Genomic DNA, 16,581 nt, shown 5'->3' with positions numbered 1-16,581 from the left:
CTCGTCCTAAGTAAACGCACGCACGGCGGTCGTGAATAACCGCAGATTCGATTCCCACGTTACGGTGTGGATGGTTAAGGGGGCATTAACCATGGCGGACTTGAGCAAAATTCCCTTCATCGCTATTATTTTGCTGTGAAAATTCGCACTCCGCGAAAATGGTTGCGTGAGTGTGGTTGCTCGTTTGTGGTTCGTGGTTCGACAAGCTCACCATGAGGGAGAGTGAGGATGCAACGCCAATTGCCGACATTTCAGAACACAAACATTGCAGATCGCAAAAGTTTCAGAATATGGCCCCTTTCATCACCTCTCTCCCTCATGGTGAGCTTGTCGAACCACGAACCACGTACGCACGGCACTCATCCCCCACGCATTATTTGCAACAAAAAGGGCCCGGAAAACCGGGCCCTCTCAATTCTGACCATAAGCCAAATGCTAATTGTGATAAGCGGCTTCACCATGTGAAGTGAGGTCGAGACCAATGGATTCAGCTTCGGCTGTCGGACGCAGACCAACCACAACATCCACGATCTTGTAGAGGATAAACGAGCCGATACCGCTCCAGGCCAGCGTGACGAGCACAGCCTTGATCTGGATGAGCACTTGCGCACCCATCGTCATGCCTTCTACGGGATAGCCGATACCACCAAGGCTCGTGCTGGTGAGAATACCGGTGCCTACGGCGCCAATGATACCGCCGATGCCATGCACGCCGAAAACATCGAGACTGTCGTCATAGCCGAGCTTCGGTTTGACCACTGCAACCATGTAATAGCAGATGACGCTTGCGACGGCGCCAAGGAAGATCGCGCCAACCGGGCCAATCGTTCCGGCAGCTGGTGTTACCGCAACGAGACCAGCGACGACACCCGAAGCAGCGCCGAGCATGGAAGCAGTCTTGCGGGCGATTGCTTCGACGCCAACCCAGGCAATAATCGCGCCTGCTGTCGCCGTAAACGTGTTGATCATGGCAAGGGTCGCCTGACCGTTGGCTTCGAGAGCCGAACCAGCATTGAAACCGAACCAGCCAACCCAGAGGATCGCAGCACCGATCATTGTAAATGGCATGGAATGCGGGGCCATCATATCACGGCCAAGACCTGCACGCTTGCCGATGACAAGAGCACCGACGAGACCAGCAATACCGGCATTGATGTGAACAACGGTACCGCCCGCAAAATCGAGCGCGTTCCAACTCATGATCAAACCGGCTGGGTCCCAGACCATGTGAGCGATCGGGAAGTAAACGAACGTCACCCAGAGAATAACGAACAGGATTGTTGCCGAGAACTTGATACGTTCAGCAAAGGCACCGATGATCAAAGCCGGTGTAATGGCAGCGAAGGTCATCTGGAAGCAGATGAAAACGAATTCCGGTATGCCGACGCCCTTGGTAAAGGTAGGCGCGACGGAAGTCACTGAAACACCCGACAGGAAGACCTTGCCGAGCCCGCCCCAGTAAGGGCTGGTGCCGCCACCGAAGGCGAAGGAATAGCCGTAGAAAACCCAGATGACCATCACGACCGCAGCGATGCCGGTGCACTGCATGAGGACGGATAGCACGTTCTTGGCGCGGACAAGGCCGCCATAGAACAGGGCAAGGCCCGGAACGATCATGAACAGGACGAGGACGCTGGAAATCATCATCCACGCGGTGTCACCCTTGTTCACTGTCGGCGCGGCAGCGGCGGCTGCATCCGCTACAGCAGGCGCAGCTTCCTGTGCAAGCGCGGCCAGCGAACCGAATGCGGTCAGCGCCAGTGAACCCAGAAGGGTACTGCGCACCGCGGATGTCAGACTGGTTGGAATTTTCATTATTTTCTCCTTAAACCCCAAATGACTCAAAGCGCATCAGTGTCAGTTTCGCCCGTACGGATACGGACAGCCTGATCGATGCTGAGAACGAAGATCTTTCCGTCACCGATCTGGCCGGTTTTGGCAGCCGCGGTGATGGCTTCAACGGCGGTGTCGACGAGCTCTGACGCCACAGCCACTTCCACTTTCAGTTTGGGAAGAAAGCTGACGGCATATTCCGCGCCACGATAAATCTCGGTGTGTCCCTTCTGGCGGCCGTAACCCTTCACCTCGGTGACGGTCAGGCCCTGAATGCCGACAGCGGTAAGTGCTTCGCGCACTTCGTCCAGCTTGAACGGCTTGATGATGGCCATCACAATTTTCATTGACTATACCCCTGCGCTGGCGCGGAACCCTTCAGGTGGAATTACCCGAACAGCAGCTATCCGCGTTGAACCCATCCCGTAAGCCTTGATGGCCCTTGGTGACTGGTGAGGAGTATTCAAGTTCCGTGCCAGACTCGAAAAATAATACTAAGCTATTGATTATATAAAGATATTTTTATCACTTCGGCAGTGCACAATGCATTATCCGGCAACATGATTAAAAATTAGGCATTTATACCAAGACAACCAGCCTTCATTCGGAAGGATGCACACGAATTAGGCCTTCTTGCGCCGTTGAGGCAATCAGAGTGCCGTCGCGGCTATACAAAGCGCCTCGATTGAAGCCGCGCGCGCCCGCAGCGCTCGGACTGTCTGCCGTATAAAGCAGCCAGTCATCAAAATTGAAGGGACGATGAAACCACATGGCGTGGTCAAGGCTTGCCACCTGCAAATCCTTGTCGAAAATCGAACGTCCATGGGCGTAGAGCGATGTATCGAGCAACGTCATATCCGAGAGATAAGCCAGAACCGCTGCCTGCACAGCACGGTCATTCGGCACCGCTCCCGTTACCTTGATCCAGACATTTTGCTCCGGCGGCAACTTTTCCCGGGTAAAATAGTGGGTCAGCGACAGCGGCTTCATTTCGATGGGCCTGTCCTGCTCCCAATATTTGCGCACATTGGCCGGTGCGTTCTGCAGATACTGTTCCTTCAGGTCCTTGTCGCTCATCAGCTTTTCCGGCTCGAGTACATCGAGCGGTATTGGCTTTTGATGTTCAAGACCTTCTTCCTCAATCTGAAAGGAGGCTTCGAGTGAAAAAATCGCATGTCCGTGCTGGATCGCCACGACGCGACGGGTGGTGAAACTCGAGCCGTCCCGAATGCGATCAACCTCATAGATAATCGGCACTTTCGGGTCGCCCGCACGCATGAAATAACTATGCAATGAATGCACATGGCGCTCAGGATCGACCGTGCGTTGCGCTGCCACCAGCGCCTGACCGATGACCTGCCCGCCAAAAACCCGTTGCCAGCCAACTTGCGGACTGCGACCTCGAAACAGGTTGTGTTCAAGTGTCTCAAGGTCGAGTATGGACAAAAGCTCTTTCATGGCATCAGACATGATGGGCGCGACTCCTGTTCTTACGGTCGGCATAATAGTGCCTGAATCCGCTTGCAACAGGAACAGGTGAACAAGTCAAGCGTCCCGTGGGCGCAAGAGCAGAGGGAAACCGGAGGCAATCATGGCTGAAAGAACCCGGACACACACATCCAAGACTCCCGAAAGCACTGATATCATTATCGCAGGCGCTGGCTATGTCGGCATGGCGACCGCCGTCGCGCTGAAATCTTCCGCACCACATCTTGCCATCACGGTGATTGATGCAGCCCCGGCTGGCGTCTGGCGCAATGACACCCGCGCCTCGGCTATTGCCGCTGCTGCAAGCCGTATGCTTGACCGATTGGGCTGCTGGGAGGAAATCCTGCCGAAAGCGCAGCCGATCAACGAGATGATCGTTACGGATTCGCGCACCTCCGATCCCGTGCGCCCCGTATATCTCACCTTCAATGGTGAGATCGAGCCCGGTGAACCCTTTGCGCACATGGTCGAGAACCGCGTGCTCAATGCGTCCCTGCGCTCAAAGGCCGACGCGATTGGCGTCACATTTATTGAAGGCGCTCCCGTGCATGGCTTTGACCATGAGGAAACTCATCTGACTGTCCGTTATGGCGATGACAAGAGCCTGCGCGCGCGCCTGCTGCTGGCTGCCGATGGCGTGAAATCGCGGCTCCGCGATATGGCAGGCATCAAGACGGTAAACTGGGAATATGGCCAGTCCGGCATTGTTTGCACAGTAGCGCATGAGCGCCCCCACAATGGCCGCGCGGAAGAGCATTTCCTTCCCGCTGGCCCCTTTGCCATCCTGCCGCTCAGCGGCAACCGCTCGTCGCTCGTCTGGACCGAGCGTACGGCAGACGCAGAGCGGTTGATCAGAGAGGATGATTTTGTCTTCGAAGCGGAACTTGAACAGCGTTTTGGCCTGAAGCTCGGAGAGCTGCGTATTGAAGGCTCGCGCAAGGCTTTCCCGCTTGGTCTGACGCTGGCCCGGGATTTCGTCAAACCGCGCTTTGCACTGGTTGGCGATGCCGCCCACGGCATTCACCCGATTGCCGGTCAGGGGCTTAATCTTGGCTTCAAGGATGCAGCAGCGATTGCAGAAACCATTGTCGATGCGGATCGCCTTGGTCTCGATATCGGCTCCATTGCGGTACTTGAGCGCTACCAGACCTGGCGCCGTTTCGACACCGTGCAGATGGGTGTGACCACTGACGTTCTGAACCGTCTGTTCTCCAACGACAATGTGCCGGTGCGGGCCCTGCGCGATTTCGGCCTTGGCCTCGTGGAGCGCATGCCGCGGCTCAAGGGATTTTTCATCCGTCAGGCCGCGGGATTGTCAACGACATCGCCGAAACTGCTTCAGGGTCAATCGATCTGAAGCAGTTTCTCTTTACCTTAAAGCGGTCGGGGGTAGGTGCGGTGGATCGCCTCGATTTCCTTCAAGATGTCAGGCGTTAGCGTTACATCTGCGGCCCCAATATCGATCTTCAGCTGTTCCATGGTTGTCGCGCCGATAATAACTGACGTGACGAACGGCCTGCTCAGCGCAAACGCAATAGCCAGTTGAGCCACATCAAGCCCGTACTTGTGCGCAAGGTCAATATAGGCCCTGATTGCCGGTTCGGCATGCTCGCTGTTGCGCCATAGCGCCTGCAAGGATGCGCGCGAGCCAGCCGGTACTTTTCCATCCAGATATTTGCCGGTGAGAACACCCGAAGCCAGAGACGAATAGGCGAGAAGTCCGACATCTTCGTGATGGCTGAGCTCTGCCAGATCAAGGTCAAAGGCACGCTGCAGAAGGCTATATTCGTTCTGCACCGAAACAACGCGCGGTTGATCCTTGCGTTCGGCCAGTTTCAGCCATTGCGCAATACCCCATGCGGTTTCATTGGAAAGACCGATATGCCGGATCTTTCCCGCCTTCACCATATCATCGAGACCGGCGAGCGCTTCCTCAATCTGCGGAACCACCTCGGCCCTGTTCTGATGATGCGGCGCATATTCCCAACCGGAACCGAAATGATAGTGGCCACGCACCGGCCAGTGTACCTGATAAAGATCGATATAATCTGTCTGCAGGCGCTTCAAACTGCCATCAACCGCTTCGGCAATTGTCGACCTGCTCATCAGGCTGCCACCGCGAATCCAGCTGTTGCGTCCGCCGCCAGCAATTTTCGTTGCCAGCACGAATTTATCGCGGTTGCCGGTCTTCTTGAACCAAGTACCGATATAGGTTTCGGTCTTGCCATAGGTTTCAGCGGTTGGCGGAACGGCATAAATTTCCGCCGTATCCATGAAGTTTATTCCGGATTCGAGCGCATGGTCGATCTGGGCATGCGCATCCGCTTCGGTGTTCTGTACGCCCCAGGTCATGGTGCCGAGGCAAATTTCCGTGACGTCAATATCCGTCCGGCCAAGCTTTTTCAGTTTCACGGGGATTTTCCTGTTTTGAATTCAAGAGCGATCAATTTCGAGGCCGAGCTTTTGCTTCAGCTTCCGGACGCGCTGGCCGTAGTGAGGGGAGGTCTGTACTGCGGCAGCGGCCTTGGCCACCATAGCAATCAAATCCTGCTTTTCCACATCGTTCAACTGCTGGCGCAACAAAGGTGACGTTTTGTTGATCACGATCACCGTGTCGCCAATCTGATCATTTGCCCATTTGGCATAAATCACGGCTTCCTCGGCCTTGGCGGCATCGCTGATCTCCAGAATTTCCGCACGCACAGCCTCGGCATAACTATCCGAATGCGGCATATCTTCCGTAAGAATGGCGTAGATAACTGTGGCGGCTGCGAGTACCGGATCGTTGATTGCCGTAAGCGGCGAATGTTCCGTTTGCCGACGGATTTTCTGCCTGCGGAAATAACCGCGTGCCCGGCCAACACCATCGGCAACCTCGCTGGCTGCGTCCCCGAGCATGCGAATGCGATACCACCAGATAAGCCCTGCGCCCAAAATTCCAATCACAGCAAGTACAATATGCATATTTAAAACCCCATTCGCCCCAATAAACTGATTAATCAAAAGTCCGTCTTTGGAAAAGACCCCATTGTTGCCGCAGCTTGTAAAATCTAGCAAGTTCCAACATCGTATCTATGACACGGAACTGCTGTAGTGTTCTGGCGTTAGCAAGAGGGCAGAAGCCCGGACATACCAACCAAGGGAGAATGAGCGATGGACAGACAAGCGACGGCAATCTGGAAAGGCGCCTTGAAAGACGGCACGGGCACGCTTGATACGCAAAGTGGCGCGCTCAAGGGCCTTCCCTATAACTTCAAAGCACGTTTCGAGGATGCGAGCGGCACGTCAGGGACCAATCCGGAAGAGCTTCTGGCAGCGGCGCACGCAGGCTGCTTTGCCATGCAGCTTTCCCACTTTCTCGCGGAAAACGGCACTCCGGCTGAAAAGCTCGATGCCAAGGCAGCCGTGAGCATTAATCCTGCCGCAGGCGGCGGTTTTGAAATCACCAAAAGCGCAATCACGCTGGTCGGCGATGTGCCCGGCATTGATGCGGACACTTTTGCCAAACTTGCCGAACAGGCAAAGGCGTCCTGCCCGCTTTCCAAGGCACTTGGCGCTATTCAGGTAACGCTTGATGTAAAGCTGGCGTGAATAATGCTTCTACAATTCAAACAAAGCGGGCGCAAATGCGCCCGTTTTGTTCAATCAGTTGTGCGTGGTTCGTGGTTCGACAAGCTCACCATGAGAGAGAGGGGTGATGAAAGGGAGCCAAGTTCTGCACCCTTTGAGCTGCAACCTTTGCGATTATCGTTGCATCCTCACTCTCCCTCATGGTGAGCTTGTCGAACCACGAACCACGAACCACAACCACAAACGGGTATTGCTAACCTGCTAAACCCGGCGTTCGACCATCATCTTCTTGATCTCTGCAATTGCCTTGGCGGGGTTCAATCCCTTGGGGCAAGTCTGCGCGCAGTTCATGATGGTGTGGCAGCGATAGAGCCGGAACGGGTCTTCCAGATTGTCGAGACGTTCGCCCGTTGCCTCGTCGCGGCTGTCGATCAGCCAGCGATAGGCTTGCAACAGGACTGCCGGTCCAAGATAGCGATCGCCGTTCCACCAATAGCTCGGGCAGGATGTCGAGCAGCAGGCGCACAGGATGCATTCGTACAGGCCATCAAGCTTGGCGCGGTCATCGTGGCTCTGCAGCCATTCTTTCGCAGGCTCCGGCGACACGGTCTTGAGCCAAGGCTCAATCGAACGATGCTGGGCATAGAAATTTGACAGATCAGGTACCAGATCCTTGACCACGGGAAGATGCGGCAAAGGATAGATTTTGACCGCGCCCTTGATCTCGTCCATGCCCTTGGTACAGGCAAGCGTGTTTGTTCCGTCGATGTTCATCGCGCAGGAACCACAAATACCTTCACGGCAGGAGCGGCGCAGCGTCAGCGTTGGATCGATCTTGTTCTTGATCCACAACAGGCCGTCGAGAACCATCGGACCGCAATCATCAAGATCGACATAATAGGTATCGATGCGCGGGTTTTCGCCATCATCCGGCGACCAGCGATAGATGCGGTATTCGCGAATATTATTGGCGCCCTTCGGACGGTCCCAGGTCTTGCCGGGACGCATCTTCGAATTTTTGGGAAGTGCAAGTTCAACCATAATGCTCTGGTCCCTTGATCAATAAACGCGCGCTTTCGGCGCGATCTTGGCGAGGCTGATGCCGCCATCCTCTTCCTTGACCAGCGGGTCAAGATGAACCGGACGGTAGTCGAGTTTGACCTCACCATCGGGCGAAAGCCAGGCAAGGCTGTGCTTGCGCCAGTTGACGTCATCGCGCTTGGGGAAATCCTCATGCGCATGGGCGCCGCGGCTTTCCTTGCGGGCTTCGGCGGCAACCACTGTCGTCAGCGCATTGGCCATCAGGTTTTCCAGCTCCAGTGTTTCCACCAGGTCGGAATTCCAGATCATTGAACGGTCGGTGACCTTGACATCTGGCAGCTCGCTCCAGATTTTCTCCATCCGCTCAACACCGGATTTCAGCGATTCCGAGGTGCGGAACACGGCTGCATCTTCCTGCATTGTCTTCTGCATCTTTTCACGCAGAACCGCCGTCGGTGTTCCACCATCGGCAAAACGAAGACGGTCAAAGCGCTCCATGATCTTTTCAACCGATGCTTCGTTGATCGTCGGTATCTTGGCGTTGCGGTCAATAACCTGACCGGCGCGGATTGCGGCAGCACGGCCGAACACCACGAGATCGATCAGCGAATTCGAGCCAAGACGGTTGGCGCCATGCACGGAAGCGCACCCTGCTTCACCGACAGCCATCAGACCCGGCTGGATACGATCCGGATCATCCTTGGTTGGATTGAGTGCTTCACCCCAATAATTGGTCGGGATGCCGCCCATATTGTAATGCACTGTCGGCAGAACGGGGATAGGTTCCTTGGTCAAGTCGACACCGGCGAAAATCTTGGCCGATTCCGAAATACCAGGCAGACGCTCATGCAGAACAGCCGGGTCCAGATGGTCAAGATGCAGGAAGATATGATCCTTGTCCTTGCCAACGCCGCGGCCTTCGCGAATTTCCATCGTCATGCAGCGGGAAACCACGTCACGCGAGGCCAGATCCTTGGCCGATGGCGCATAACGCTCCATGAAGCGCTCACCTTCAGAGTTGACGAGATAACCACCCTCGCCGCGTGCGCCTTCGGTGATCAGGCAGCCTGCGCCGTAAATACCTGTTGGGTGGAACTGAACGAACTCCATATCCTGCAATGGCAAGCCAGCGCGGGCGACCATGCCGCCGCCATCACCCGTACAGGTGTGGGCTGATGTTGCGGAGAAATAGGAGCGCCCGTAACCGCCGGTTGCCAGAACAACCATCTTGGCGGCAAAACGATGGATCGTGCCGTCATCGAGATTCCAGGCAACAACACCGGTAATCGTGCCATCCGCATCCTGAATGAGATCAAGCGCGAAATATTCGATAAAGAACTGCGCATTGTGGCGCAGGCTCTGGCCGTAAAGCGTGTGCAGGATCGCGTGGCCTGTACGGTCAGCCGCAGCGCAAGTGCGCTGTACGGGCGGACCGTCACCGTAGTTCATCATATGGCCACCAAAGGGACGCTGATAAATCTTGCCCGCTTCGGTACGCGAGAACGGCACACCGTAATGCTCCAGCTCGTAGACCGCAGCTGGCGCTTCACGCGCCAGATATTCCATCGCATCCGTATCACCGAGCCAGTCCGATCCCTTGACGGTATCGTACATGTGCCACTGCCATGAATCCGGACCCATATTGCTCAGTGAAGCGGCGATACCGCCCTGCGCCGCAACCGTATGTGAGCGGGTCGGGAAAACCTTGGTGATGCACGCCGTCTTCAGACCCTGCTCGGCCATGCCAAGCGTGGCGCGCAAACCCGCACCGCCAGCACCAACCACCACCACATCAAATTTGTGGTCCACGAATGTATAGGCCTTGCCGTCCTTGCCGACAGTCCTGTTCTTGTCTGTTGCTGCCAAGATTAGCCTCCGAAGCTCAGCTTGATGATCGCAAAGACGCAGGCAACGCCCACCACGAGGGTGAAAAACGTATTCAGCATCAGACAGGCGATCTTCTTGCCTTCACTTGTTACGTAGTCTTCGATGATGACCTGCATGCCCAAGCGCATGTGAACGAGACCAGAAATGATCACCATCAGCAGCACCAGCGCGATCAGCGGGTGTGAAAGAGCGGCCCTCGTTTCCGCAAAGCTTGCGCCGTGCAGATAAACGATCAGACCGATGAAAAACAGAAGCAACGGAATGTTGGCAACCGACGTCAAACGCTGGCGCCAGAAATGATCCGTACCCTCATGCGCAGAACCAAGTCCGCGAACTTTTTTAAGCGGTGTGCGCATATCGCTCATTGTCCCGCCTCCTTTACAAAATCGTGAACGCGGCGACCCAGATCAGGACCGTCAGCGCGATGGAGAGAACAAGAGAAGCCCAGGCCATCTTCGTGGTGGTGTGCTTGTCAAGGCCACGGCCTGTATCCCAGATGAGATGGCGGATACCACCGATCATATGGTGCAGGAGCGCCCAAGTGTAGCCAAGCAAAACCAGAAGGCCGATCCACGAACCAAGCACCCAGCTGACGAAGTTGAACTGCGCCTCGCTCGTGGCTGTCGCAATCAACCACCATGCCACCAGCAACGTGCCGAAATAGAGCGCTCCACCGGTGATGCGGTGAACGATGGACATGACCATGGTGGGAATTAGTTTGTAGATTTGCAGATGCGGCGACAGTGGCCGGTTCGCATGCAGGTTTGTCTTGCTCATAGCGTCCCCAATGATAAGCGCCGCGCCATTTGAACCTTGATTGACGGGCAGGGCCGAAAGGCTGGATAGAGGCAAATTTAGAAGGGTTTTAGTCCCGTTTTTGCACTGCGTCAAAGGCCCATTCACCCCCCTCATGCGGCGAATTGGCACCAATAGCAAGCCCATAAGGTTTGTTTAGAAAATTCAATCGTTTAAAGCGCGATATCGGGTTCAAAAGGGTCTCATTTTGCCCTTTAAACCCGATCAATTTTATTTGAGTGAGTCTGTCCAGTTTAATCGATTTTGCCGCCTTCGGACGCCCTATTGTGCAAACGCGAACGGAACATTCCGAGTCGTTCTCAGGATGTTCCGTTCGTCTTTAGTCCAAGAGTGGGGCCAGTTTTTACTGGTTGCCGAAGCGGATAATGAAACTCGTCCAGTCGGCAGGCGCAGCAATCTGCTCGTAAAGTTTGCGGCCATCTTCCGGAAGGCGCGGTGCATTGAGCGACAATTTGGTCCAGCCGCGCTCTTCCGCCTTGTCGGCGAGCACATCGATCAGTGCCTTGGCGATGCCTTTGCCGCGATGATCATGATGCACATAGATATGATCCACCTGCCCCGCCCGCATGCCTGAAACAGGCTCGGGCAAATCATAGAAAATAACGAAGCCGACCAGATGACCATCAAGCCTTGCGCCAGCGATTTCCGCAGCGCGGTCGCGCAACAGGTTTTCGGCGTAATAATCATCAGGACGGCGTGGCGCACCACGCTTGAGCGCCTGCGCATAGCTTGCCAGAAGGGGCGCAAACTCATGGGCATCGTTCAGATGCAGCAGAGAAATGTCGACGGCGTGTTCGTCTGCGGTCTTTGTCGTCATGGTCGCATCATCCCTTTCATTCTGGCAGCACTTTCGGCTGTCCCGCTGATATTGAGGATTGGTTGATTGTGCTGCGCACGTCAACCGGCGTACCCCGGCAAAAATCGATTCAAAAGCTTTTTGACGGATGACAAGCGTTAATAATAGGTTAATGCTTGTCGTGATCGCAGCTGGATCAGAAGAGGGGCTTGTCGATGTTCGACCCACGCAGGCAAATGACCGCGCTTTTATTGTCCAGCGTCGTGGCGCTTGCAGCCTCTTTTGTTGCGATCCAGAACGCGGCTGCATACGACATCAATCTGGCCGATGCCTATGGTGACGAATATGGCAATATCGTCGTGCAGGACCCATCCGGTCCCAAAATGATATTCGTTGGTTCGACATCCGCCAAATCCGATGCGCTCGTGCAGGAATTGCGCCGGAAGGTCCCGGTTTACAAACGTGGCCGGGGCCCTGCCATCATCTCACCACCCGGGGACCCCTATGTAGTCGGCGTTATACCGGCGCCTAACACCAGTTGCGACGGCCCCATCGTCATACGGGGACGCGGTTATATGTACGGCATTGACCGCAACGAAACACCTATTCTCGGCCTTCCGGGCTGCCAATAGCCCAATCTTTTCACATTTGATTTGCCTCGCTGACCCGCGCCCTGTATGGGGGCCGCTTCATTGAAGAGGTTCATTCATGGCTCGTAACGCTGATGGCGCACTCGTCCTTTTTTCCGGCGGGCAGGATTCCGCAACCTGTCTCGCCTGGGCGCTCTCCCGGTTTGACCGGGTGGAAACAGTCGGTTTCGACTATGGCCAGCGTCACCGCGTGGAGCTTGATGTGCGCGACGACTTCCGGGCCAAGCTGATCGAGCAATTTCCGCAATGGGCCGCGCGGCTCGGCGATGATCACAGGCTGGATGCCAGTGTGATTGGTCAGCTTGGCGCTACTGCCATGACTGGCAATATTGCCATCGAAATGGCCGAAAATGGCCTGCCCAATACATTTGTCCCGGGCCGCAATCTCCTGTTTTTCACGCTCGCCGCCGCGCTCGCCTATCGGCGCGGACTGCGCGTCATTGTTGGCGGCATGTGCGAGACTGATTATTCCGGCTACCCCGATTGCCGCGACGACACACTCAAGGCGCAGCAAGTGGCGCTTTCATTGGGGCTGGATCGCCGTATCACCATCGAAACACCATTGATGTGGCTGGATAAAGCCGAAACCTTCGCTCTGGCCCGTGATATCGGCGGTGAACCATTGCTCGATATGATCGTTGAAAACACCCACACCTGCTATCTTGGTGATCGTTCCACCCGCCATGCATGGGGCTATGGTTGCGGCACCTGCCCGGCCTGCGAACTGCGCGCTGGTGGCTGGCACAAATTCAAGGCAGAAGCCGCGTGACCTACGCCGTCAAAGAAATCTATCTGACGCTTCAGGGCGAAGGCAATCACACTGGCCGCGCCGCCGTGTTCATGCGGTTCGCCGGATGCAATCTGTGGTCAGGGCTTGAACGCGATCGTGCCGATGCCCAATGCCGGTTCTGCGATACAGATTTCGTCGGCGTCAATGGCCCCGGCGGCGGCAAGTTCAAAACGGCCGATGCACTTGCCGGTGCTGTTGCCAATGCATGGCCAAGGGGCGAGCGCTCCAATGGCAAGCCCTATGTCATCTGCACAGGCGGCGAACCGCTGTTGCAATTGGACAAGCCGTTGATTGACGCCTTTCATGCCAGGGGATTTGAAGTCGGTGTCGAAACCAATGGCACGATTGCAGCCCCTGAAGGTATCGACTGGATCTGTGTTTCGCCCAAGGCCAATACCAAGCTTGTTCAGACCAGTGGTCACGAGATCAAACTCGTCTATCCGCAGGCGGAAGCAGCAACCGATCCCATCCATTTCGAACGGCTCCCATTTCAGCATTTCTATTTGCAGCCCCTTGACGTCATCGGTGATCCGGCGCAAACCGCCCGGCATGTGGCATCTGCAGCGGCCTATTGCCTCGCCCATCCGCTTTGGCGGCTGAGCACGCAGACACATAAATTGATTGGCTTGCCCTAAAGGGCAGTTTTGGCGGGCGCCTATTGCGCCAGTGCCGATGAGGAACACCATGAGAATCTTTACCGACTTCACCTTTGAAGCGGCGCACCATCTGCCGCACTCTTTTCCGGATGGGCACGTCAACCAGCGTCTGCATGGCCACAGTTTTCGCGTTCGCGTCACCCTGCAGGGCAGACCTGATCCGAAAACCGGACTGATTGCCGATCTGGGCACCGTCAAAACCGCCATTAAAAGCGCTCGCCATGCATTAGACCATCGATATCTCAATGAAATTGACGGTCTGGAGTTGCCGACGCTGGAGAGCATCGCCATATGGCTATGGCGGCGCATTGCTTCGGATATTCCGGCACTGGCCGAGATCGGCATTTACCGCGACAGTTGCGGCGAGGGCTGCGAATATCAGGGCGAGTTTGAAACGCTGGAGGAGGCGGCATGAGTCACTATGCAGAACAGGCAACGATGCTGGGCAAGGATGTACCTATTCCCCATCATCCCGATGAGGCGCTGCTCGACGCTGTACCTAACCCGCAGGCGGGAACACTCTTTCTCGCCCGCTTTGCCTGCCCGGAATTCACCTCGCTGTGCCCTGTAACGGGCCAGCCGGATTTCGGCCATCTGGTGATCGATTACGCGCCGGATCAGGCATTGCTCGAATCCAAGTCGCTGAAACTGTTTCTGACCAGCTTCCGCAACCATGGTGCATTCCACGAAGACTGCACTGTCAGTATCGGCAAGCGGATTGTCGACGCCGTGAAGCCATTATGGCTGCGCATCGGCGGCTACTGGTATCCGCGCGGCGGTATCCCGATTGATGTGTTCTGGCAGACCGGACCTGTCCCGGAAGGACTCTGGTTGCCTGATCAGGGCGTACCCGCCTATCGTGGACGCGGCTAAGACAAAGGAACAATCAAATGGCTGAGCTCAAGGTAAGAACACGGGATGTCGGCGCGACGGCTGTTCTGCAACGCGGCGGCCAACCGGTTGTTACTTCCCATACGGGCGGTGTGCTGAACGTCGCTCATTCGGTTTCAGAACCGGGTTTTGGACCGCTTGATCTGCTTTATGCGTCGCTTTCCGCCTGCCTTGTCCTCAGTGCCAAAATAGCGGCTTCCCGTTTCGGTGTTGCCGACAAGCTGGAATCTGTTCAGGCCCACGTTACCGGTGACAAGGCGAAGGAAGGTCTTTCCCGTATAGAGCGCTTCCACATTGCCTTCATGATAACAGGCGATATCGATGAAGCGACAAAACATGCCATCGTTGAGGCAGCCGAGACCGAGATTTGTACCGTGAGCAACACATTGCAAGGCGATCCAGCTTTCACAACAACGCTGGCGGACTAGCGCTCCGGACGAGCAACATTGCCTTTGACGGCAGAAGAAGCCCGCACCATTCATGCTCACAAAAAAACGGGGCCAATGGCCCCGTCATGTTGCAGGTCGCGATGTAAAGAAGCTTACTTCCACTCGCGGATATCGACGAAGTGACCGGCAATCGCCGCCGCCGCCGCCATGGCTGGCGAAACGAGATGGGTGCGGCCCTTGAAGCCCTGTCGTCCTTCGAAATTGCGATTTGAAGTGGAAGCACAACGCTCGCCCGGCTTCAGCCGGTCATCATTCATCGCCAGGCACATGGAACAACCCGGCTCACGCCAATCAAAACCGGCAGCCTTGAAAATCTTGTCGAGGCCTTCAGCTTCCGCCTGTTCCTTGACCAGACCGGAGCCCGGAACAATCATCGCATCAACCGTTTCAGCCACTGTGCGGCCCTCAACGACCTTAGCGACAGCGCGCAGATCTTCGATGCGGCCATTGGTGCAGGAGCCAATGAAGACACGATCCAGCTTGATGTCGGTCATCGGTGTACCCGGCTTCAAGCCCATATAGTCGAGCGCGCGCCACTTCGAGGTGCGCTTGGTTTCATCTGGAATTTCATCGGGATTGGGTACGGAACCGGTGATGGCAATCACATCCTCAGGCGATGAGCCCCAGGAAACGATTGGCGGCAGGTCAGCAGCATTGAGCACAACAACCTTGTCGAAATGCGCGCCTTCATCGGTCTGGAGCGTTTTCCAGTATTCGACCGCCTGATCGAAAGTTTCACCCTTCGGCGCGCGCGGCTTGTCCTTCACATAGGCAAAGGTAATCTCGTCAGGTGCAATCAGACCTGCACGGGCACCGCCTTCAATCGACATGTTGCAGATGGTCATGCGGCCTTCCATCGACAGCGCGCGAATGGCTTCGCCCGCATATTCGATGACATAGCCGGTGCCACCGGCTGTACCGATCTCGCCGATAATGGCCAGAATAATGTCCTTGGCGGTAACGCCAGCTGGCAGAACGCCATCAACGCGCACCAGCATGTTCTTGGCTTTTGACTGGATCAGCGTCTGGGTTGCCAATACGTGCTCGACTTCCGACGTGCCGATACCATGGGCCAGCGCGCCAAAGGCGCCATGCGTCGAGGTGTGGCTATCGCCGCATACAATCGTCATACCCGGCAGGGTGAAGCCCTGCTCTGGTCCAATGATGTGCACGATACCCTGACGAATATCCTTCTCGGAATAATACTCGACACCAAAATCCAGGGCATTCTTGGCAAGCGCCTCAACCTGAATGCGGCTTTCCTCGTTCTTGATGCCGTTGACGCGATCCGGCGAGGTTGGCACATTGTGGTCAACCACAGCCAATGTCTTCTCGGGATGGCGGACCTTGCGGTTCGTAAGACGGAGCCCTTCGAAAGCCTGCGGACTGGTCACTTCATGAACAAGGTGACGATCAATATAAAGAAGGCAGGTGCCATCGGCCTGCTGATCAACCAGATGATCATCCCAGATCTTGTCATAGAGTGTACGTGGCGCAGTCATCGCGATATCCTCGGCAATGGTATGGTGCTGTAAGATTATGTCGTGGACATATGCACTCGGTGCCCACTTACGTCAAGAAACAAGCGATAAAAGTAATATTTCGGCGACAAAGCGCCGCGATGACAGCCGGTTTCTCCATGATTTTACCGCGATTCCCGAGCCATTTCGTTTGCGAGCGGCAAAAGGGAGGCGCAAATGGTTTCGCGGCGTAT

At 55.8% G+C, this 16,581-nt stretch carries 19 protein-coding genes; 8 read left to right on the top strand and 11 right to left on the bottom strand.

The window, feature by feature from the left end; genetic code table 11:
- Positions 1–435 precede the first annotated feature (435 nt).
- The 3 genes from BLU05_RS09535 to tesB form a co-directional block, all read right to left on the bottom strand.
- Positions 436–1,815 (bottom strand): ammonium transporter, encoded by a 1,380-nt coding sequence (locus BLU05_RS09535; protein WP_091879506.1) that lies wholly within the window; start codon positions 1,813–1,815, stop codon positions 436–438.
- A 26-nt stretch (positions 1,816–1,841) separates the two neighbouring features.
- Positions 1,842–2,180, bottom strand: a complete 339-nt coding sequence (locus BLU05_RS09530; RefSeq protein ID WP_091879505.1) for a P-II family nitrogen regulator — start codon at positions 2,178–2,180, stop codon at positions 1,842–1,844.
- A gap of 253 nt (positions 2,181–2,433) precedes the next feature.
- Positions 2,434–3,303 carry an acyl-CoA thioesterase II gene (gene tesB, locus BLU05_RS09525; protein ID WP_091879503.1) on the bottom strand — a complete coding sequence of 290 codons (870 nt, stop codon included), beginning with the start codon at positions 3,301–3,303 and terminating at the stop codon, positions 2,434–2,436.
- 121 nt (positions 3,304–3,424) lie between these two features.
- On the opposite strand from tesB, the gene BLU05_RS09520 reads away from it, so the two are divergent.
- Complete coding sequence (locus BLU05_RS09520) at positions 3,425–4,678, top strand: ubiquinone biosynthesis hydroxylase (RefSeq protein ID WP_091879501.1); 1,254 nt, start codon at positions 3,425–3,427, stop codon at positions 4,676–4,678.
- 17 nt (positions 4,679–4,695) lie between these two features.
- Here BLU05_RS09520 and BLU05_RS09515 read toward each other — a convergent pair whose 3' ends face one another.
- Entirely contained in the window at positions 4,696–5,733 is a 1,038-nt protein-coding gene (locus BLU05_RS09515; protein WP_091879500.1) for an aldo/keto reductase, read from the bottom strand.
- A 21-nt stretch (positions 5,734–5,754) separates the two neighbouring features.
- Complete coding sequence (locus tag BLU05_RS09510; protein WP_091879498.1) at positions 5,755–6,285, bottom strand: hypothetical protein; 531 nt, start codon at positions 6,283–6,285, stop codon at positions 5,755–5,757.
- Positions 6,286–6,474: 189 nt separating this feature from the next.
- Here BLU05_RS09510 and BLU05_RS09505 point away from each other — a divergent pair, with 189 nt between their 5' ends.
- Positions 6,475–6,912 carry an OsmC family protein gene (locus BLU05_RS09505; RefSeq protein ID WP_091879497.1) on the top strand — a complete coding sequence of 146 codons (438 nt, stop codon included), beginning with the start codon at positions 6,475–6,477 and terminating at the stop codon, positions 6,910–6,912.
- A 240-nt stretch (positions 6,913–7,152) separates the two neighbouring features.
- Here the strand turns inward: BLU05_RS09505 and BLU05_RS09500 are convergent, their stop codons facing one another.
- From BLU05_RS09500 to BLU05_RS09480, 5 genes are all read right to left on the bottom strand, one after another.
- A complete protein-coding gene (locus tag BLU05_RS09500; protein ID WP_091879495.1) occupies positions 7,153–7,932 on the bottom strand; it encodes a succinate dehydrogenase iron-sulfur subunit in 780 nt (259 codons plus the stop codon).
- A gap of 18 nt (positions 7,933–7,950) precedes the next feature.
- Complete coding sequence (sdhA, locus tag BLU05_RS09495) at positions 7,951–9,798, bottom strand: succinate dehydrogenase flavoprotein subunit (RefSeq protein WP_091879494.1); 1,848 nt, start codon at positions 9,796–9,798, stop codon at positions 7,951–7,953.
- A 2-nt stretch (positions 9,799–9,800) separates the two neighbouring features.
- Positions 9,801–10,184 (bottom strand): succinate dehydrogenase, hydrophobic membrane anchor protein, encoded by a 384-nt coding sequence (gene sdhD, locus BLU05_RS09490; protein WP_091879492.1) that lies wholly within the window; start codon positions 10,182–10,184, stop codon positions 9,801–9,803.
- Positions 10,185–10,197: 13 nt separating this feature from the next.
- Entirely contained in the window at positions 10,198–10,596 is a 399-nt protein-coding gene (gene sdhC / locus BLU05_RS09485; RefSeq protein WP_091880213.1) for a succinate dehydrogenase, cytochrome b556 subunit, read from the bottom strand.
- A gap of 382 nt (positions 10,597–10,978) precedes the next feature.
- Positions 10,979–11,452, bottom strand: a complete 474-nt coding sequence (locus tag BLU05_RS09480; protein ID WP_091879490.1) for a GNAT family N-acetyltransferase — start codon at positions 11,450–11,452, stop codon at positions 10,979–10,981.
- 194 nt (positions 11,453–11,646) lie between these two features.
- Between BLU05_RS09480 and BLU05_RS09475 the strand changes: the two genes are divergently transcribed.
- The 6 genes from BLU05_RS09475 (at position 11,647) to BLU05_RS09450 (ending at position 14,846) form a co-directional block, all read left to right on the top strand.
- Positions 11,647–12,063 carry a hypothetical protein gene (locus BLU05_RS09475; RefSeq protein ID WP_139210424.1) on the top strand — a complete coding sequence of 139 codons (417 nt, stop codon included), beginning with the start codon at positions 11,647–11,649 and terminating at the stop codon, positions 12,061–12,063.
- A 76-nt stretch (positions 12,064–12,139) separates the two neighbouring features.
- Positions 12,140–12,850, top strand: coding sequence for a 7-cyano-7-deazaguanine synthase QueC (gene queC / locus BLU05_RS09470; RefSeq protein WP_091879487.1), 711 nt, complete (start codon positions 12,140–12,142; stop codon positions 12,848–12,850).
- Positions 12,847–13,506: a 7-carboxy-7-deazaguanine synthase gene (gene queE, locus BLU05_RS09465; RefSeq protein ID WP_091879485.1), complete on the top strand. Its 660-nt coding sequence runs from the start codon at positions 12,847–12,849 to the stop codon at positions 13,504–13,506. The genes queC and queE overlap by 4 nt, the downstream gene beginning before the upstream one ends.
- A 49-nt stretch (positions 13,507–13,555) precedes the next feature.
- Positions 13,556–13,942, top strand: coding sequence for a 6-pyruvoyl trahydropterin synthase family protein (locus tag BLU05_RS09460; RefSeq protein ID WP_091879484.1), 387 nt, complete (start codon positions 13,556–13,558; stop codon positions 13,940–13,942).
- Entirely contained in the window at positions 13,939–14,400 is a 462-nt protein-coding gene (queF, locus tag BLU05_RS09455) for a preQ(1) synthase (protein WP_091879482.1), read from the top strand. The genes BLU05_RS09460 and queF overlap by 4 nt, the downstream gene beginning before the upstream one ends.
- A gap of 17 nt (positions 14,401–14,417) precedes the next feature.
- The gene (locus tag BLU05_RS09450) at positions 14,418–14,846 is read left to right on the top strand and encodes an OsmC family protein (RefSeq protein WP_091879481.1); all 429 of its coding nucleotides are present in this window, start codon (positions 14,418–14,420) and stop codon (positions 14,844–14,846) included.
- Positions 14,847–14,959: 113 nt separating this feature from the next.
- Here the strand turns inward: BLU05_RS09450 and leuC are convergent, their stop codons facing one another.
- Positions 14,960–16,369, bottom strand: a complete 1,410-nt coding sequence (leuC, locus tag BLU05_RS09445; RefSeq protein ID WP_091879479.1) for a 3-isopropylmalate dehydratase large subunit — start codon at positions 16,367–16,369, stop codon at positions 14,960–14,962.
- Positions 16,370–16,581 lie beyond the last annotated feature (212 nt).

Origin of the sequence: Phyllobacterium sp. OV277 (assembly GCF_900104355.1) — a bacterium.
Lineage (GTDB): Bacteria > Pseudomonadota > Alphaproteobacteria > Rhizobiales > Rhizobiaceae > Phyllobacterium.
This window is presented reverse-complemented; position numbering and strand designations above follow the sequence as displayed.